Below are 20,655 nucleotides of genomic sequence, written 5' to 3'. Positions count from 1 at the left end.
AAAAATAATGAGAAATAAATATAACAAAATGGCCATACCTATAGCCACTTTGTTATATTGTATATATTATTATAAACGAGAAGCTTTACCAGAAATATGGTCTATTTCTATTTTAACTACAGTTGTTAAATTTATATCTTTTTCTATGTATTTCATACCTTCTTCAATAAAGCCCTTAGAATATTTTTTTATTATTTCTACAAGAGCATTTTTCTTTTCCTCATTGTCTACTGTTGACGCTTTTCCAAACACTACAGCACTAGCATATGTAGTACTAAATTTGTCTGGAATAACACTTTCATTAGCAACTACTAAGAAAGAAACCTTGTTGTTTGCTGAGATATTATCTAATTTATGTCCATTTCTTGCGCAATGAAAATATATAGAATCATTAAAGTATACATAATTTACAGCAACTCCATAAGGGTAGCCATTTTCACATATAGTAGAAAAAGTACCAAATTCACCATTTTTTAATACTTCTATAGTATCTTCTTTTGTCATTTCTCTCTTTTTTAATCTCATTTCTCTAAACATAATATCATCCTTCCTAATTTAATATTTAAATAAAAGTTTAAAGCATTTATAAAAATTATTCTACATTTTTTGTAAATTTTAAATAAAATAAAAAATACGGTTGACAATTATAAAAATTTAGAATATTATAATAGCAACAGCAAATTAAAAATCCTATGACAAGGAAGAGTAATTATGTTTAGCTTCAACATAGAGAGCTGAGGATGGTGGAATCTTAGCAAGAAGGAATATAGTGAATGGACCTTAGAGGAATAAATTGAAATCATATTTTTATGAGAGTAGACTTTATCGTCAGTCGCACGTTACAGCGAATTGGGTATGTAAGTACCTTATAATGAGATGTATAAGAATTAAGTTTTAAGCTTATTTTTTATATAATTTAGGTGGCAACGCGGATAATCTCCGTCCTATTGATTTAGGACGGAGTTTTTTATTTTGCAAAAACTATTAATAAAGAAAATATATAATTTAAAGTAAAAGGTGGTGAAAGAGATGTTATGAACTTCTAAAGCTAAAGAGAATGATATGGAAAATTGGCACGAAAATGAAATAAATATTAAACAAATTAGGGGGAAATATTACAATGAAAACAAATACAAAAAAATTAACTTTAAATGCGATACTTTTAGCTATGGGATTATTAATACATCAACTTACACCTGCCATAGGACTTCCAATGCAACCAGATATATCACTAGCAATGATGTTTATAATAATGATATTAAATAAGGATGATTATAAGATTTGTTTGGTAGCAGGAATTGTAACAGGAATATTTGCAGCACTAACAACTAAATTTCCAGGTGGTCAGATTCCAAATATATTTGACAAGACTATTACAATAAATATAATGTTCATGATAATGTATATAATTTATAAATTACCATTTATGAAAAGATTAAGTAGTAAAAAACAAGATTTAATAGCAGCAACAATAATATTCCCAGTAGGAACGGTTATAAGTGGAACTCTATTTTTACTAATTGCTCAAGCTATAGTAGGTCTTCCTGGAGGTTCATTCACAGCATTATTTATGGTAGCAGTGGCACCAGCAATATTGATAAACTTAATAGCTGGTATGCTATTATTTAAAGTTGTAAGTATGTCTATAAGAAGAGTAAGTTATCAAGGCTAAGGTTATGTTTTATAAGCATATGACAAAAATAAATAATAAATTAATAAAGAGGTATTAAGTTAAATTTAATCTTAATACCTCTTTTTAAATTGAATTATAACAATATCAAAGACTTATTTTATATGTGGTAAGGAGATAGTAGTGAGTGTATCTTTAGAGTCTCAACCAGACAACAAAACTTATCTAATAAACAAACAATTAATGCTTCTTTGTATCTAGGAGGTCTAGCAGTAAGTGGCCACATATGTTTTAAAATAATGTCTGTTTCTTTTTCATTTATTTGAAAGAATAAATTTGCGTTTTTTAGTGCTTCTTTAGGATGAGTAAAACCATGTAATCCTTTTCTATCACCTTTATAATGCCAGTCATAAAGAAAAAAATCATGCAGTAGAGCCCCTCTAATAACGCTTTGAATATCAACATTTAAATGTAATTTTTTACATAATAGATAACTATAATATGCTACTGATAAACTATGTTCAAGACATGAAACATTGCCATGATGAGGAAATGTTCTCATAAGTTGTACTTTTTCAGATGAAAGTATCTCAGAAGCACAATCATTAAAGTATTTAATTTCAGTTTTTGACAACATTATGCAAATCTCCATTCCTAGTAATATATAAATACTATATTTCAATGATAATATGAAATATTTCTTATCTTACAAAATATAATACCCAATAATACAAGTAAGATACCTTTTATGGTATTTAAAGTAAAAGAGATTTTATAACACTAAAAAGTGAAAAGATTAAAAATATAGCTATAAGAATATATAATATCTTTCCAATAGGATTTCCCAAATTTATAGTCCAGCCTATGCCAAATCTTTTATCAACCATAAATGATGGGTCGTTTGGATTATTATATATAATACCTCCTATCCAGTACTTTTCATCGTTATCTGGAGTATAAGAGGAATTGAATTTTAAATTTGGAGAATTAATATATGTTACCATTAAATAAATTATAACTAAAAGCATTATTATATTTATAACAGTTAATAAATTTGGATTTATTTTTAATGATAAAAAAACAATAAAAAATTGTACTATCATCATAATCATCAATATAAAAAATAAATAACCAATTTTATTTAGATATTTAATGTTTTTAGTTTTACTTTCTTCAATTTTATTTGTATCTACTTTAATTCTTGCTTTTATAGCTCCAATAGATGTTATATATAATAAAACCATTATACAAAACTCAAGACCTATTAATTTAAACACACTAAGATAGGATTTTTCCATAAATCCATCAGGTTTTCCTGTTATAGTAGAGTGTGTAGTAATTAAATCTGGCAATTGATTATAGTTAAGCAATATAAAAATGCTTATTCCAAAAGTAAGTAATACTGGTATTAAATACAATATCTTAAATTTTTTTATTATTTTATTTTTTTCATTTATAAAATCCATGTCTATTACCAATTTTGAATCTACACTTATCTGGCTTAATTCAGTGCAAAACTTTGATTTAGTCATTTTAACTTTTTTATGAATATAGATATATAATATACTTTCATATAGTAAAAAACCTATAATACTAATAGAATAAGAAAATTCTATTTTATCAAACATAAAAACTAGAGCTAAAACTAAAATAAAAATTACAATAAATCCTATAAATAAAAGTTTTTTAAATTTTTTATCAAGTGTTATAAAATCAGGATAGTCTCTATGTTCTTGGTTTATAGAAACACCATAAATATGATTTTTGCCAATAAGATGTGGCATAAAATAAAAAGTAGCATACATCAAAATTAAGGCTGAAAATATTGTAAATAGACATTCAATCTTATTCATAGTATTTCACCTCATACTTATCAAATAGATTTTTACTTAATGTCAAAAACTCTTCTTTATTAATACCTGATAAATAAGATTTTGCTACTAAAAGTTCTAAATCAAGTCTATTTTTTTGGCGAGTTGAGTTTTCTGTTTCTATTGGCAGTTGAGCTACGATTGCACCTTTTCTTCTATCAATATTTAAAAATCCTTCTTCTTTTAGTTCATTATAAGATTTATTTACAGTATGTAGATTTACACCAATATTTTCAGCCATACTTCTTACAGATGGAAGTGATTCATTTATTTTCAATTCTCCTGAAGCTATAGCTTTAGTTATCTCTTCTTTAATTTGTACATAAATAGACTTATCGCTATTAAAATCTAAATTTAAAATCATAAAAAACCTCCATAATATCGTTTAAATAAAAATACTTGTTATATATATAGTATAACACAAAAAGCGTTATCAAGTACAAAATATAAATTTATATTCTACAAGATGAGATATATTACTTGTAAAAATTGTAATTTAAAAATAACATAATTTTTATCAAAATAATACAGATACTATCTATAAATAGAAATCAGAAAGGAGAAAAAATATGTTAACATATTTAATTAAAAGACAAATGAATAAAAAAGATGATGGAATGAGTAAGCCAATGATGTTTGCAGGAGCCGTGATTACAGGAGTGGGTGCATATGCAACTTATAGGATGATAAAAAACATTAAGTCTAAATCTCAAATGTCTCAAATGATTGATACAGAGTATTATGGAAATAATCAATACAATGACTATAAATATGATGAATTTGGTTATGAATGTGATTGTAGTGATAAAAAACAAGATTATGAATATGAAGAATTAAAAAAAAAAGTAAGAGAATTTAATTCAAGAAGAATAAATTGTGAAAATTGTCCACATGTTTCTCAAGAAGAAATGATGCATTATGTAAATAGTGTTAAAAATGATAAAAAAGACATTGATTTACATGAAGATGACAAAAAAAATAATATCTATAAAGAAGAAGAATATAAAAAATATGAGGAAGAATAAAGTAAGCTTTAAATAGTGAAAAAGAGGAGAATACCAGTTTATATAAAATTAAATATCTAAAATGTGAGTTGTAGCTTAACTTGAGAAAAAAAAATATCATTTCTAAAATAGTTAAGTGTCAACTTGCATTTTTATTTTTATGTTTGTTAGTAATTGTTTGTGACTATTTTGTAATTCTAAATATATTTTAGTATTTAAAACAATTGTGTATAATAAAAGTTGTATATGTAAATAGTTTAAAATTAAAATGTGAAGAAGGGAAATAGTTATGTTAAAGTTATTGATAGTTGAGGATGACAGCACTATCTCTTTTGGAATAAAGTATGCATTAGAGCAAGAGGGATTTAGTGTAGATATATCAAAGGATTTATCGAGTGGAAGAGAAATGATATCTTCTAATGAATATAGTATGGTACTACTGGATGTAATGTTACCAGATGGAACAGGATATGAATTTTGTGAGTATATAAGAAAGTTTTCTCAGATTCCTATAATATTTTTAACTGCTTGTGATGAAGAAGTAAATATTGTAATGGGGCTTGATATAGGTGGAGATGATTATATAACAAAACCTTTTAGAATTAGAGAATTAATATCGAGGATAAAAGCTGTTTTAAGAAGAAAAGGTGACGCTATAGAAGAAAATAAGAAGATACTTAAATTTAGAGATTTAAACATATATACATTAGAAGCTAGAGTATATAAAAATGACAAAGAAATATTTCTGACATCTGTTGAATATAAGCTTCTTTTAATTCTTATACAGAATAAAAATACAGTTTTGAGTAGAACTCAAATATTAGAAAAGCTTTGGGATGTAACTTATGATTTTGTTAGCGATAATACTTTAACTGTTTATATAAAAAGACTTAGAGAAAAAATAGGAGATGATTTATGTAAACCAATTTACATAGAAACTGTAAGAGGACTAGGTTATAAATGGATAGGAAGTGAAAATAATGTTTCTATATAATCCTGAAGTAAAGAAATTTTTTAATAGATACATTATTTTAATGCTGATGGTAATTCTTATATCAATTGGATTTAGCATAATCAATATAAATACAACTAAAAATATGATTGTAAAAAATAATCAAGCGATAATAGGAACCTTAGTTAACAAGTATCCCAAACTAGAAAGTGATATCGTAGATATAATAACACAAGGAAAGTCCATGCAAAATGTAGAATTTGGTGAGAAAATATTAAGTAAGTATAACTATGACAAAACTATTAAAATAAATTCTGAGCCTCTTACTTCTAAATTACTTTCAAACACTATAAAAATAAATATAATCTTAGTTTGCATAATTTTTATGTTGATATTTATGTTGATACTTAAATATTTTAGAGCTATGTATAATGACTTATCAGATATGACTAAGTATGTTTACTACAGTTCCGAGGGAAAAGAATTTGATATGAAAAATAGAAATCAAGAAGGACAGATAGGTCTTTTAAAAACAGAGTTATTGAAGATGACAACAATTCTCAATGAAAAAGTTGAACTTTTAAAATCAGAAAAAATATTTTTAAATAATACAATTTCAGATATATCACATCAGTTGAAAACTCCTATGACTTCCTTAATTATACTAAGCGATTTATTATATAATGATGTACCATATGAGGTAAAAATAGACTTTTTAGACAAGATAAAAAATCAACTAAATCGTATGGACTGGTTGATTAAAAGTATGCTTAAATTATCAAAAGTAGAAGCTAAAGTTATAAAGTTTAAGAAAGAAAAAATAAAATTTAGTGAGCTTATACATAGAGCAATGCAACCAATGAAAATACCTATGGAGATTAAAAAACAAAAGTTAAGTATAGAAGGAAATGGTGATGTATCTTATGTTGGTGATATTGATTGGTCAGTAGAGGCTTTAGTAAATATAATAAAAAACTGTATAGAACATACTCCTGATTTTGGAAATATAATTATAATTTACAAAGAAAATCCATTATTTTCAGAGTTAATAATAAAAGACGATGGTGAAGGAATAGATAAAAAAGATATACAACATATTTTTAAACGTTTCTATAGAGGGAAAAGTAGTTCAAAAAAGGATAGTGTAGGCATAGGGCTTGCAATGGCAAAATCCATAATAGAAAGCCAAAATGGAGATATTTATGTAAATAGTGAAAAAGGTAAAGGAACGGAATTTCATATAGTATTTCATAAGATATATGGTGATAATAGTGACTAATCTGTAATATTTAATTCACTTTATAGTAATAGCTTGAGTCTAATATATGAAGTATAGAAGATAAATATTGGAGGTTGTTATGGAAATTTTAAGAGTAGAAAATCTAACCAAAAGCTATGGTAAAAATGAAACAAAAGTCGATGCAATAAAAAATGTAAGCTTGTCTATCGAAAAAGGTGAGTTTATAGCAATAACAGGGCCAAGTGGAAGCGGAAAGAGTACATTATTACACTTATTGGGAGGTGTTGATAGACCTACTAGTGGTAATGTTTATATAAATGATGTAGATATATATAATCTAAAAACTAAGGATTTGGCAATCTTTAGAAGAAGAAATATAGGTCTTATATATCAATTCTATAATTTGATTCCTGTTTTAAATGTCAAAGAAAATATATTACTTCCAGCAGAGCTCGATAATAGAAAGATTGATAAAGAATACTTGAATGATTTAATGAAAACATTGGGTCTAAGCGACAGAGAAAATCATCTTCCTAATCAATTATCAGGAGGTCAGCAACAAAGAACATCTATAGGGCGTGCTTTAATTAATAGACCATCTATAGTATTAGCAGATGAGCCAACAGGTAATCTAGATAGCAAAAACTCAAAAGAAATACTAGAACTATTAAAAGTATCAGTAAAAAAATACAATCAGACATTAATAATGATAACTCATGACAAAAACATAGCACTTCAGGCGGATAGAATTATAGGCATAGAAGATGGAATTATAAAAAGTGATGAGGTGATGTAAATGAATCTATATACATCCCTAACTTTTAGATACCTAAAACAAAATAAAAGACGAACTATTGTGACTATAATTGGAATAATACTTTCAACTGCATTAATTTGTGGTATAGGTAACATATTTGAAAGTTTTATGGATTATCAAATAAGAGAGACCATAAAAAATGATGGAAGTTATCATGCTAAATTCTACAATGTAAACAAAAAAAATATAGACTATGTAACAAAATCAGCTGAGATAAAAAGTTATGCACTTACTAATCAACTTGGATACTCTAGAATAGAAGATACTGTAAACGGTATATTAAGCATTAAACAATATGATAAAAATGCTATGGAAGGATATAGAGTTTCTATAAAAGAAGGTAGATTCCCAGCTAAAGGTGGAGAAATTATTTTAAGTGAAAATATAGTTAATCTTATGGAGAAAAAGCTAAAAATAGGAGATAATATAACCTTAAAAGTAGGTGACGTGCTTGATAGAAATAACAAAAAAATTGATGATATGAGTGTATTTCATGAAGGAGATTATATTGCAAATGAAAAAGAAAAGACGTTTAAAATTGTAGGTATAATTAAAAGACCAGGATTTGAACTCACTGACCAAATTGCTACTGGTTTAACTTACTTTAATCCTATAGATAATAAGAAAGAGACAGTGAATATATCAATAACAGCAAAAAATCCTAAAGATATATATGAAATAACAAGAAAAATAAGTAATAATATATATACAAATAAAGATAAAGCATCAAACTCTGAAATGATAAAATACAATGAACATTTATTGAGATTACAAGGAGCTAGTAAGTATGCAAATATAAATAGTTCTATAAAAGCTATAATTACTATGGTAACTATTTTAGTAATTATATGTACAATTGCTACAGTATATAATTCTTTTAGTATTTCTATAACTGAACGAAAAAAGCAGTTTGGAATATTAAATTCTATAGGAGCTACAACTAACCAAATTAAAAGATTAGTTTTTATTGAAGGTATTATAATTAGCTGTATTGGTATACCAATAGGTCTATTGTCTGGAACAGTAGCTATAGATTTAGTATTTAAAGCTATAAATAAATATCTTACGGAATCAGTTGTATCACAGATGGGTTTACAAATAGTATATAATCCATTAATAATAATTATCAGTATAATAATTGTTTTGCTTACAATTTTCATATCAATTCTCCTACCTGCAATAACAGCTTCTAATATTTCTCCTCTTAGTGTAATAAGGAGCAGTGGAGATTACAAAGTAGGTAAGGTTAAAAATTCGAAACTTATTAGATTAGTTTTTGGAACAGAAGGTGTACTTGCATATAAAAGTGTAAGAAGAAATAGAAAGAAATTTATTGTGACACTTTTTTCTTTAATAGTAAGTATAGTAATATTTATATCTTTTAGCGGATTTATGGCGAATTTCTTAAAAGGTGAAGAAATCAGAAATTCTCAAAGAAACTACGATTTATATTTAAGTTCAAGACAAATATCCAAGTCTATGGATGATACTATAAATAAACTAAAAAATATATCTGGAATAAAAAACTTTGAAGTAGCTGTAGGAGAGTATATTTCTATAGGAGTAGATAAGGATAAAATAAATAAATCTAAAGAAAATCTAATTAAGGATTATTATCAACAACGTAAGGTTGGAGATAGTTATGAATATGAGTTTAACAACAACGAATTAATTTTTCCTGGAGAAACTGCGATACAAAATAAAACAAAAAACTTAATAAAAGGCTCTTTTGACAAAGAAAGAGCGATTAAAGAAAATGGAGTGATATTTGTTAGAAAAAGTTACTTTGAATCAAAGGGTAAGAAAGGAGTAGTAGAGCTAACTAATTACAAAGTTGGAGATACTGTAATTTGTGAATATACTGGCGAAAATGATTCAAAGAAAAAAGTAAACATAAAAATTCTTGGTATAACAGATGAAGAACGTCTAGGAATGGGTTATCAAAATATGGGGTTGCAATTTATAACTTATGATGAGGTTGCTGAAAATATGGATTTAAAGTTAGAGAAAGGTATTGTCTTTATTGACTCAGGGGGGAGTGCTCAGACTAGGAAGAGTGTAGAGTCTTTGGCTAAGAAAAATAATGTCAATTTCCATGATGAAAATACAAGTGACAAAAGTGCAAAGCAAAATTTAAAAGCTATTAAAGTTTTTGTATATGGGTTTATAGTAGTGATATCTCTAGTAAGTGTTACAAATATACTAAATACAGTAAGTACAAGTATAAATCTAAGAAAAAGAGAACTAGCGATAATACAATCAATAGGTGTTACTCCTGTAGGCTTTAGAAAAATGATATACTTAGAAAGTTTTATCTATGGTATTTTATCTTTATTGTTTGGCGTACCAATTGGTATTGGGATGATATTAATTATGAATAAATTAGTTTCAGGTGTAATTGAATTTTCTACAGTTATACCATGGACAGCAATTGTCATATGTATAGTGAGTGTTTTTATAATAACCTTTATAGCAGCATATATACCTATGAATAAATTAAATAAGGAGAATATAATAGATAATATAAGAAAAGAAAGTATATAAAATACTATAAAAATAATTTATAGATATATAAATTATTATTAAAACCGTTTAATTGGTATAAACTATAATTATGCTGATTAAACGGTTTTTATTTATATAAGAAATCTAATAAATAAATTGCTAGAGGTATTTAACTATTTAGAAAGAATTGGTATTATATAAAGTAGGAGTTTAGATAATAAGGAAAGATATTTGATTCTATTGGAAAACAAAAGAAAAAGAAGGTGATTACTATTTCTCATATAACTGCTAAAAACATGTATAAAAGCTTAGAAGAGAGAATAAATAAATTTCCACAGGGTGCTCCACCATCCGATACATTATACAAAATATTAAATGTACTTTTTACAGAGCAAGAGGCAAAATTAGTGGCACAACTTCCAATAAAGCCTTTTAGAGTAAAAACAGCAGCTAAAATTTGGAGTATAAGTGAAAGTGAAGCATATAGGGTGCTAGATAAGTTAGCTAGCAGGGCACTAATACTAGATATAGAAGATAAAAAAGGTAAAAAATATATAATGCCTCCTCCAATGGCTGGTTTTTTTGAATTTGCCATGATGAGAACAAGACATGATATAGACCAAAAACTTTTATCAGAACTTTACTATCAGTATATGAATGTAGAAGAAGACTTTATTAAAGATTTATTTTATTCAACAGAAACAAAACTTGGAAGAGTTTATGTTCAAGAAGAAGTATTGACTAATGATAATGAAGTAAGTATTTTAGATTATGAAAGAGCCACTCATATAATTGATGAATCGACTCAGATAGGTATAAGTATGTGTTATTGTAGACATAGAATGCAACATGTTGGAAAAGCCTGTGATGCTCCTATGGATATATGTATGACATTTGACAATGTAGCTAATTCTTTAATAAACAATAAATTTGCAAGACGTGTAGATAAAGTAGAATGTAAGGAATTACTTCATCAAGCATATGAACATAATTTAGTTCAATGTGGAGAAAATGTTCGAAAAGGAGTTACATTTATATGTAATTGTTGTGGTTGCTGTTGTGAGGCATTAGTAGCAGCAAAAAGATTTGGAAATCTTCATCCAGTGCAAACAACTAGTTTTATACCAAATATAAACCATGAAAGCTGTGTAAAGTGTGGTAAATGTATAACTGCATGTCCAATAGATGCAATAAGTAAAGTAAAAGAAAATGATAAAGAATATATAAAAATTGATGAGGATAGATGTCTAGGTTGTGGAGTTTGTGTTAGAAATTGTCACAAAAATAGTATTATGCTATTAAAGAGAAATGAAAAAATAATAACTCCTGCAAATTCAGTACATAGAGCAGTTCTCATGGCAATCGAGAAAGGGCAATTACAAAATTTAATTTTTGATAATAATGCCTTAGCTAGTCACAGAGCTATGGGAGCGATACTATCAGCCATATTAAAACTTGAACCAGCTAAAAAAGTTTTGGCTAGTAAGCAATTAAAGTCAGTATACTTAGATAAATTACTAAGTATGAATGATAAATAAAGATTAATTTAAAAATACTCAAAGTATTTTGACTTATCTATGACTAAAGAAACTTATCATGAGGTATATTATCAGTAGTAAAAAGAATGAAATATTTAAGCTTTATTTTTATAGATATACATTTTATAATTGAAATAAAAACGGGCTATATTCAAATAATTTTATTTGAATATAGCCCATTTCAAAATGTTAAGCTATTTCTTTAATTTGTTTAAATGAATTTTCATTTCCATTTCCACCGATTTGTGTTACTGATTTAAATCTCATAGTTTTAAATAGTTCTTTTTGACTATAGTCTAGTAAATTTCCTACTAGTATTACAGGCGATTTAGTTTTTCCAGCTAAAACCCCAACAGATAAACCGTCTATTAAATCATCTTGTTTATTGATTCCATTTTTAGCAACATATAGATTGCTTATAGTAGAATCTTTGTAAAACTCTTTTATTACTTTTGCATTTGTTTCATTTCTAGTGCTACCTGATATTCTTTGTGGATTTTTAAGTTTACTTTCTATATTTTTAGAAACTGTGTATTCTCCACCAATTATATAAGACTTATCTATTTTTTTATCTTTGAATAAATTATTTATTTCAGTTATATTACTATTTTCATTAGTAAGTATTATAGGCATATCATTTTGAGCTGATGCTGCACCAATACTTACTGCATCTGCTAATCCTTTTTCACCATTAACTACTGATATTTTTGATACATTACTAATTCCTTTTAATTCTTTAGCAAGATTCAGAGAAGTCTCATATCTATCATTTCCTGAAATTCTAGATACAGAGATATTGTCTGACTTTATAGTATCTAAAGATTTTTCGTTTACAGAAGCTTCACCACCAATTACATATACATTTTTAACTTTTAATCTCTTTAATTCAGCTAAAGTCTTTTCATTTATTTGAGAGCTTCCAGTCAACAAGATAGGAGCATCTTTTTTATATGCGAATGGTGTTGCAGCCAAAGCATCTGCAATTGCAGAGTCATTTATTAAAACGGCGTTTTCAGCATTTTCCCAACCTGCTTGGCTTATTTTGATAGAAGTTTCATATCTATCAGTTCCTGTTAGTGCATTTGCATTTACTTCATCTTGGTATGTAACTTCAAATCTAGCATTTGGACTTCCTAAGAAAACTATTACTCCTCCTTTTGGCAATCTAACTCTATTATTCTTTGTTACTAAAGAGTAGTTTACAGGAGTTCCTTTATCATCATAAACTGCAAAAGATGAATTTTGAGGAAGATTAACTTCTATTTTTTTGTTTGCTATATCATCACCAATTTTGTACCATTTTGCATAGCCATTTGAATCTAGTTGATATGTGGAAGATTTTTCTGATGATAAACTAGTTAGGGAATCTTCACTTACATATGTTTGTGTTGCGAATTTTAAGTATTCTGTACCATTTTCTTTATACAGTTTAATATCACTCAAGTCACGACCCATTACACCAGGGATTTCTATAAAAGCATTTGAATTATTCTCATCTACTATTTTAGTATTAGCTAAAAAACCTGGAGTTTTATCAGAAATACCAAGAATTGCTTTAACAGAACCAAACATATAGTGTTGAGAAGTATATTTTTCATCTACTAGATAGTAACCTTTTTCACCTCTTTTTTCCCATGCTTCTTTGACACTATTTGATATATTATTGCTATCTACCTTTTGAGCTACATAGTATAAACTTGCTGTCTGACCTAATCCAGGAACATCATCATAAGAGCTCATATTTAAATATGTGATATTATTTTTTTCTTTTACAAATTTTAGGCAACTATTACCTTTTTCAGATACAAATCTATCTTGACCTATGTATACATATTTATCTTCAGGTCCATTTTCTATGTAAGGAGAAGATACTGTTAGAGTACCATTATCATTAACATCAACTTTTAGCATATTTGAAGAAGCATAAAGTCCACTATTTTCTTTTAAATAACTTGGCATTTTGACTTGTTGTGGCTTACTAAATGTTTTATCAGGTTTTATTTCCTTAATTTTACCTTTCTCTTTTAATGCAGATAGTAAAATTTCTTGCCCAATTACTTCGTTAAGTTGACTACTTCCACCAGAAGAAACAACTGCAACTGCCATATTTTCATCTGGAAGCACTGTAAGATTACTATGGAATAATAAGGAATCCCCACCTTTTGTAAGTGCTTTTAGATTATATTGATTAAATGGATAAGTGTTGACACAATCCCATCCTAAACCATATCCAAGTATAGAGTCTTCTCCTTCAGGCCATAGACCATTTAAATATTCTTTATTTTCCATAGCTTTTACTGAAGTAGGAGAAAGAATCCCATTTGATTTTTTCATAAATGTTTGTGCAAATGTACATAAGTTTTCTGCACTTGAATATAAACCACCCATACCTATAGTATTAAAGTTATCTTGTGGAACTGCATCTTCCCAATAAGGTACATAGGCTTTTGCAAGTCTTGAACTGTCAAAACTATTTTCTGGAGTTTTTGTATTTTGTAAGTTAAGCGGATTATTTATGTATTTATCAAGAAAATTAGTAAATGACATACCAGATACTCTTTCTACTAAAATTTCAGCTAAAGTAAATCCATCATTACAATAAACAGAAAAAGCTCCTGGCTTAGCTTTTAATCTTTGTTTCTTTAATTCTTCTAAGAAACTATCATGGCCATAAGAATCATTGTCTCCTAATAAAAGGGCATTTTTTAAACTACTTCCCATTAACCCTGATGAGTGATTTAATAACATTCTTGGAGTGATTTCTTTGTATCTATCATCAGCCATTTTAAATTCAGGTATATAATTTACTACAGGAGTGTCTAAATTTAATTTTCCCTCTTCAACCAACTTCATAACAGCTGTTGTAGTAAATACTTTACTGATAGATGCAATATTGTACATATTATCCTTAGTTAAATTTTTATTATCTTGTTTGCTGTATACTCCACCATTTCCAGAAATCTCAATTTTACCATTATCAATTAAAGCATATTGAGCACTTACAGCGCCGTATTTAGATAATAAAGTTTGAATTTTTTCTTTAGCAAGAGCTCTAGTTTTTGTGTAAGACTCCGAACCTTTACTATAATCATTTAACTCTATATCAGAGCTTTGATACTTATTGGAACTATTTTGTGTATCATTATCAGCAAAAGTAATATTTGGAGTAGCTGTAAATAGCATACTAAGTACTAATGTGCTAGATAATAACTTACATAATCTTTGCTTAAACATATTAAATTACCTCTTTTCCCTTTTAATAATTATAATTAGCATAACATTCTTAATTGTTTTAATCAACAGATTATTGTTTGAGAAAAGTGTATTTATGATAAGTATACATTTTATATATATGAGAAAAATAAAAATATAATATTTTGTTATCTGATAAAAAATAAAGGGTATAAGTAATATATAAATAAAATGGAGGAATCTTAAATTATGTACAAGACTATAAATAAAAATCAACTTGAGGAAATGATGAAAAATGAAAAAGATATTTTATTGTTAGATGTAAGAACTAAAGATGAATTTAATGAAAGTAAAATAGAAAATGCGATAAACATATCTTTACAAGAGTTAATTAATAGTATAGATGAAATTTATGACTATAAGGATAAAAAGGTAATAGTTTATTGTAGAAGTGGCCATAGAAGTGTTACTGCATGTAATTTGTTAGCTGAAGAAGGTTTTAAGAATTTGTATAACTTAAAATCTGGAATAACTGATTATATGAATTAAATGCTTAGGTTGTGTTAGGTGAAGTAATTTAATATTAAATTTCTATGATATGCTTTTATAAATTATAAAGAAAATAAAGCTAGAATATCTGTAAAAGTGATATTTATTTTTTAGAGGGAGAGAACTACAAAGGATTAATGTAACTGCAAGTTCATCTAAAGATATACAGAGTGATATAAAAAGTGTCAATCTGTATATCTTTAGAATAGAAGTGAAAGATAGAATGTAATGCTAAATTATGTTTGTAAAATATATGTATCTCTGATTGTTGAGCAGATATATATTTAAACATTCATAAGATGAGTTAGGAAAGAACGAATTCTTTCTATCTTTTCATCATTAGAAATGTCATTACGTAGTAATATACCTTGTTGACCATATACACAAAAGTATGCTGTTGTATCGGAATCAGGAATATTAATTTCTCCTCGAGAATTAGCTAGTTCAATTTGTTTTTTTACAATTGGCACAAGCTTCTCGCAGACTCTCAAAGATAACTGGTCGTGAATTTTTTTGTTTTGTTCTCCATGACATACTTTGTAATAAAGATTATCATCAGTTTCTATATCAATAAATGTTGGTGCTTCTTCAATTATTTGTTTCAATGTTTTATTTTTATTGTTTAGTGTAGGTAGCATTTTATCTACTAAAGTTTGTGCATACTGGTCTATAGCACTATCAAATAAGATTTCTTTTGATGGAAAATAACGATAACACAAACCTTGTGCAACATTCATATATTTTGCAATATCAGTAATAGAAGTTTTTTCATATCCATTTTCATAAAATAACTTCATTGCAGTATCTAAAATTTCTTGTCTACGCTCATTAGGTTCTTTAGTAATACGTGGCATATAGCATCCTCCTTCTGATTTCAAGTACATAATAGCATATGGCATTTTGAAAGTCAATGAATGAATATCAGTCATTTATAAGTAATTATGAGGGATAGCTTATTAACTAGAAACTAGAAAAAGGTAGTAACTGAGAAGCTACTACCTTTAATATAAACTTAAACTATAGATTATTTTTATAGGATTTTTAAAGATATAATAAAGTGTCTAATGTCCAGTTAAATTACTATCACCAAATTTTTTGTTAAATGGTTTTATAACTCTATTTATAGGACCTTTTAGAAGTACATTTAAGCAGATGAACAAAATCATAAATAATAGTAATACTAATATATCTTTAATTAAATTTGGAGGATATATACCACCAACAGCTTCCCTTGTGGCACCTATTGCGTAAGTAAATGGCATTATAGGATTTATTCTTTGGAAGAATGTAGGTGTAACTTGTATAGGGAATGTACCACCAGAAGAGCCAATTTGTACGACTAGTAGTACTATTGCAATTGCCTTTCCTATATTTCCAAATACAGACACCAAAGAGTAAACTATAAAATTAAACACCATACTAGTAAACATGAGTAGAATTATTAGTAAAATTGGATGCTCTGCTGTTACTCCTAATAATAATATATCTCCAGTTCCAATTATAAATCCTTGAACGAGAGCTATACTTAAAAAAGTAAGTCCTCTTCCAAAATAAATCTCATAAGGCTTATAGTTTCCATGTACAGATGTAGATAATAATGCTGAAAGCAGTAATATACCTACCCATGTAGAAAGAACACTATAAAATGGTGTCATTGCAGAACCATAGTTGGCAATTGGATATAATTTTTCTGTCTTTACTTCAACAGGTTCCTTTAAAAAGTTTGATTTTGTCAATATATCACTTTCAAGTAAGTTAACTAGCTTTTTCATATCCTCACCATTGCTAATTTTACTTAAAGTATCAACTAAGTCATCTAACATTCCTTTTGCCAAAGGAAGTTTTTCTCTTATTAATGATATACTTTCTTGTGCATTTCCTGAAAGACTTAAAGAAGTAGTAAGAATCTCTTCAACCTTTGGAAGTTTTGCTTCTGCTTTATCTAAAACAGTAATTATATCATTTGCTACATTTATGCTTTTTTCAAATATACTGTTTATAGGTTTTGATATTTTTGAGTCAAAATTATTTAAAATATTTAAATTAATTCTTCCTATACCATTTGATAAGCTTAAAACGTTATTTAAGGCACTTATAGATGGCTGTTGCCCAGATATAACTTTATCTTTAATATCATTTAATGTTGATATAGAAGAATCTATTTTATTGCTGGAATCTTCAAGGCTATTTATTACATCATCCAGTCTATTGTTTGATGTAAGCTGATTCAATTTAGTTAAAAAATCTTCTAAAGTATCATTTAAAGATTGTAAGTTAGAAAGTTTTTCTGATAAATTGTCTATCAATTTAGGTACATCTTCACTTCCACTGTTCACTGCATCAATTAAATTTAATGTAAGAGAAGATGCAGAGGATGAAAGGTCAACCATTAAATTTAAATCAGACTTTATAAGAGGAGAAAGTTCATCTACATTGTTATTTGTATCCTCTAAGAATTTTTTTACATCACTTGATAATAATTTTGTATCGTTTAAAGTCTTTTTAATTGTAGGTAAATCAGCTTTAATATCTTTAACTGTACCTGATAGCTTTGAAGTAGCATCAGCAGCTAAATCGACAGTCTTATTTATATGGTCAAATCTTTTTTGAAGGTCGATAAGAGAACTTTCAACCTTTGTTAGTTTTGGAAGCCCATGTTCAATTCCTGCACCAACTCCATTTGATACCCCAAGAACTATTTCACTCACTGTCTTTATTATTGTTTGATTAACTTGTAACTGTATTGCAGAAGCTCCTTTGTCAGTAATCTTTGGTGCAACTGCATTTATCTTTTCATTTACTGTATAGATAAGCTCACCCTTTTTAACATCATCTGTAATTAGGGAAGTTAAATCTTTTGTGAAATTTTTTGGAATCTTAAGTGATGCATAATAAGTACCTTTTTTAACACCTTCAAGAGCCGTTTTCTCATCTACAAACTGCCAACCTAAACTTTTATTATCTTTAAGTTGTTCAATTAACTGGTCTCCGATATTAATTTTCTGTCCTGCTATCTCATTACCTTTATCTTCATTTGTTACTGCTACAAGCATATTAGCAGTACTCCCATATGGGTCCCAAGATGCTTTTATATTAAACCAAGCATATAAAGATGGTAAAAAAGCAAGTCCTACAACTATTATAAGTACTGCATAATTTCCACGTATATCTTTTAGGTCGCTTTTAAAAATTTCTAATATATTTTTTAAACCCTTTGAAGGTCTTAAATTTTTCATATTATTCCAGTTTAAAACTTCTTTTAAAGCATTTGTTTTTTTCAAATGTCTCACCTCCTGAATATTTTAATAGATAAAAAAGTTAGATTTATAATCAATTTTAAATTATATTACTTTTTACACAAATAGTAAAGTTAAAGTTTTGTCTTAATTTTAATACATATATATTATATATAATAGTATGCTATAAATATATAAAAATATGGGAAATAAAAACAAATAATTTATAAAATATATAGTATAAAAATTAAGAATAAATCAAATATTTATAATTGATATAATCAATTAAATTATTGATTGTGATATACTTTTAATAGTGAGAAAATGCTATGAAGGGATGATTGAATGAGGTATTTTAAAAAATATATAAAAAAATATATAGTCTTGTTTTTAACAGCAATATTTTTCTTAACATTGGAAGCTTTTTGTGATTTGGCACAACCAACTATAATGGCTAAAATAATTGATATAGGGGTTTCAAATAAGGACTTAGACTACATATTATCAACAGGAGCTTTAATGATAGGTATAACTTTTTTAGGAGCAGTATTTTCAATAATAAGGAGTATAATCTCAGCAAGAGTTTCTCAGTGTTTTTCTTATGATTTAAGACAGGATGTATTTGAAAAGATAAATACATATTCGTTGAAGCAAGTAGATAAGTTTGGTAGAGCCTCACTAATAACAAGAATTACTAATGATATTAATCAGATACAATTATTTGTTCATGGAATGATGAGAGTTTTTATAAAATCACCAATTATGTGTATAGGAAGTTTAATTATAGCAATAAAATTAAATTTAAAAATGTCAATAATTATTTTAATTGCAGTTTCAATTATATTTATTATAATATTGTTTAATATGAAGATTGGATATAAGTTATTTAAAAAAGTACAAGAAAGTACAGATAAAATAAACTCAAAATTGAGACAGTTTTTAGGTGGAATAAAGGTAGTTAAATTATTTTGTAGGTATGATTATGAGAATAAACGTTTTGAAGAATTAAATAATGAACTTTTTCAAAATAGTAGAAAAGCTACAACAATGATGTCATTTTTTAGACCAACAATTACAATAATTATTAATATTGCTATAATAATAATATTGCTGATTGGGAGATATTTAATTTATTCTGGAGAAATTAAAATTGGAATTATAGTTGCCTATGTAAACTACATGACTAGAATATTAACATCACTTATAATGATTTCACATGTTTTTAATGTTTTTGTGAGAGCAAAAGCTTCTTATGAAAGAATAAGTGAAGTCTTGCTTGATGAGAATGAAGAAGTGATTATCAAAAATACTGATTTAGATGGTAAAGAAAGAGAATTAGAATTTATAAATGGTGATATAATTTTTGAAAATGTAGACTTTTCGTATAATAAAAATATAGATGAGAAGATATTAAAAGACATATCTTTTAAAATAAAAGAAGGGCAAAATATTGGCGTGATTGGCCAAACTGGTTCAGGAAAGACTTCTTTAATCAATTTAATCCAAAAATTATATATGGTTGATAAAGGAGATATTAAGATAGGAGAGCATAGCATATATAGTATATCTAAAGAAAGTTTAAGAGAAAAAATAGGTGTAGTTTTTCAAAATAGCAGTGTGTTTGGAAAGAGTATATCAGAAAATATAATTATGGGAAATAAAGATATAAGTGAGGAAGATGTTGTAAAAGCATGCGAAATAGCAAATGCAAATCAATTTATAACAAAGCTTGAAGATTCTTATGATGAAGTTTTGTTTCAAAGGGGTAAAAACCTATCAGGAGGACAAAGACAAAGAGTTACAATAGCTAGAGCTATAGCAAAAAAACCACAAATATTAATTCTTGACGATTGTTTTAGTGCGATGGACATCAATACAGAAACAGTTATAAGGAAAAATATAAAAGATTATATAAATAATTTAAGAGAAAATGAAAACAAGAAATGTACTATTATAACTATTTCACAAAAAATTAGTTCTATAATTGACTGTGATAAGATTTTAGTTTTAGATGAGGGAGAGGTGGTTGGATTTGCTGCACATGAAGATTTACTGGTTAGTTCTCCAACTTATAAAAAGATTTTTGAGTTGCAAAATCTAGTAAATGAAGATGTAAATTAA

At 26.8% G+C, this 20,655-nt stretch carries 16 protein-coding genes and 1 other annotated feature; of the genes, 9 read left to right on the top strand and 7 right to left on the bottom strand.

Going from position 1 to position 20,655, the window contains the following annotated elements; translation table 11 throughout:
* Positions 1 to 69: 69 nt before the first annotated feature.
* Positions 70 to 537 carry a pyridoxamine 5'-phosphate oxidase family protein gene (locus tag KGF41_RS09315; RefSeq protein WP_227827322.1) on the bottom strand — a complete coding sequence of 156 codons (468 nt, stop codon included), beginning with the start codon at positions 535 to 537 and terminating at the stop codon, positions 70 to 72.
* 146 nt (positions 538 to 683) lie between these two features.
* Positions 684 to 950, top strand: a binding site (T-box leader).
* A gap of 170 nt (positions 951 to 1,120) precedes the next feature.
* Between KGF41_RS09315 and KGF41_RS09310 the strand changes: the two genes are divergently transcribed.
* Entirely contained in the window at positions 1,121 to 1,672 is a 552-nt protein-coding gene (locus KGF41_RS09310; protein ID WP_227827323.1) for a tryptophan transporter, read from the top strand.
* 118 nt (positions 1,673 to 1,790) lie between these two features.
* Here the strand turns inward: KGF41_RS09310 and KGF41_RS09305 are convergent, their stop codons facing one another.
* From KGF41_RS09305 to KGF41_RS09295, 3 genes are all read right to left on the bottom strand, one after another.
* Complete coding sequence (locus tag KGF41_RS09305) at positions 1,791 to 2,267, bottom strand: HD domain-containing protein (protein WP_227827324.1); 477 nt, start codon at positions 2,265 to 2,267, stop codon at positions 1,791 to 1,793.
* A 118-nt stretch (positions 2,268 to 2,385) separates the two neighbouring features.
* Positions 2,386 to 3,483, bottom strand: coding sequence for a DUF5808 domain-containing protein (locus tag KGF41_RS09300; RefSeq protein ID WP_227827325.1), 1,098 nt, complete (start codon positions 3,481 to 3,483; stop codon positions 2,386 to 2,388).
* Entirely contained in the window at positions 3,476 to 3,865 is a 390-nt protein-coding gene (locus tag KGF41_RS09295; RefSeq protein ID WP_227827326.1) for a GntR family transcriptional regulator, read from the bottom strand. The genes KGF41_RS09300 and KGF41_RS09295 overlap by 8 nt, the downstream gene beginning before the upstream one ends.
* A 205-nt stretch (positions 3,866 to 4,070) precedes the next feature.
* Here KGF41_RS09295 and KGF41_RS09290 point away from each other — a divergent pair, with 205 nt between their 5' ends.
* The 6 genes from KGF41_RS09290 (at position 4,071) to KGF41_RS09265 (ending at position 11,557) form a co-directional block, all read left to right on the top strand.
* Positions 4,071 to 4,526 carry a hypothetical protein gene (locus tag KGF41_RS09290; RefSeq protein ID WP_227432827.1) on the top strand — a complete coding sequence of 152 codons (456 nt, stop codon included), beginning with the start codon at positions 4,071 to 4,073 and terminating at the stop codon, positions 4,524 to 4,526.
* Between the two features lie 268 nt (positions 4,527 to 4,794).
* On the top strand, positions 4,795 to 5,499 hold the full coding sequence (locus KGF41_RS09285; RefSeq protein WP_227827327.1) for a response regulator transcription factor: 705 nt from the start codon (positions 4,795 to 4,797) through the stop codon (positions 5,497 to 5,499).
* A complete protein-coding gene (locus tag KGF41_RS09280; protein ID WP_227841923.1) occupies positions 5,486 to 6,736 on the top strand; it encodes a sensor histidine kinase in 1,251 nt (416 codons plus the stop codon). Before KGF41_RS09285 ends, KGF41_RS09280 begins: the two co-directional genes overlap by 14 nt.
* Positions 6,737 to 6,815: 79 nt before the next feature.
* On the top strand, positions 6,816 to 7,493 hold the full coding sequence (locus tag KGF41_RS09275) for an ABC transporter ATP-binding protein (protein ID WP_227827329.1): 678 nt from the start codon (positions 6,816 to 6,818) through the stop codon (positions 7,491 to 7,493).
* Entirely contained in the window at positions 7,494 to 10,058 is a 2,565-nt protein-coding gene (locus tag KGF41_RS09270; RefSeq protein ID WP_227856597.1) for an ABC transporter permease, read from the top strand.
* A gap of 224 nt (positions 10,059 to 10,282) precedes the next feature.
* Positions 10,283 to 11,557 (top strand): 4Fe-4S dicluster-binding protein, encoded by a 1,275-nt coding sequence (locus KGF41_RS09265; RefSeq protein ID WP_227850187.1) that lies wholly within the window; start codon positions 10,283 to 10,285, stop codon positions 11,555 to 11,557.
* Positions 11,558 to 11,746: 189 nt separating this feature from the next.
* Here KGF41_RS09265 and KGF41_RS09260 read toward each other — a convergent pair whose 3' ends face one another.
* The gene (locus KGF41_RS09260) at positions 11,747 to 14,791 is read right to left on the bottom strand and encodes a serine hydrolase (protein WP_227841920.1); all 3,045 of its coding nucleotides are present in this window, start codon (positions 14,789 to 14,791) and stop codon (positions 11,747 to 11,749) included.
* A 207-nt stretch (positions 14,792 to 14,998) separates the two neighbouring features.
* On the opposite strand from KGF41_RS09260, the gene KGF41_RS09255 reads away from it, so the two are divergent.
* Positions 14,999 to 15,298 (top strand): rhodanese-like domain-containing protein, encoded by a 300-nt coding sequence (locus KGF41_RS09255; RefSeq protein WP_227827333.1) that lies wholly within the window; start codon positions 14,999 to 15,001, stop codon positions 15,296 to 15,298.
* A 284-nt stretch (positions 15,299 to 15,582) separates the two neighbouring features.
* Here KGF41_RS09255 and KGF41_RS09250 read toward each other — a convergent pair whose 3' ends face one another.
* Complete coding sequence (locus KGF41_RS09250; protein WP_227841919.1) at positions 15,583 to 16,152, bottom strand: TetR/AcrR family transcriptional regulator; 570 nt, start codon at positions 16,150 to 16,152, stop codon at positions 15,583 to 15,585.
* A 207-nt stretch (positions 16,153 to 16,359) separates the two neighbouring features.
* On the bottom strand, positions 16,360 to 18,588 hold the full coding sequence (locus KGF41_RS09245; protein WP_227841917.1) for a YhgE/Pip domain-containing protein: 2,229 nt from the start codon (positions 18,586 to 18,588) through the stop codon (positions 16,360 to 16,362).
* A gap of 291 nt (positions 18,589 to 18,879) precedes the next feature.
* Between KGF41_RS09245 and KGF41_RS09240 the strand changes: the two genes are divergently transcribed.
* On the top strand, positions 18,880 to 20,655 hold the full coding sequence (locus KGF41_RS09240; protein WP_227827336.1) for an ABC transporter ATP-binding protein: 1,776 nt from the start codon (positions 18,880 to 18,882) through the stop codon (positions 20,653 to 20,655).

Origin of the sequence: Clostridioides sp. ZZV14-6150 (assembly GCF_020657875.1) — a bacterium.
Taxonomy (GTDB): domain Bacteria; phylum Bacillota; class Clostridia; order Peptostreptococcales; family Peptostreptococcaceae; genus Clostridioides.
Note: the sequence above shows the minus strand (reverse complement) of the source record. Positions and strands in the feature narration are given on the sequence as shown.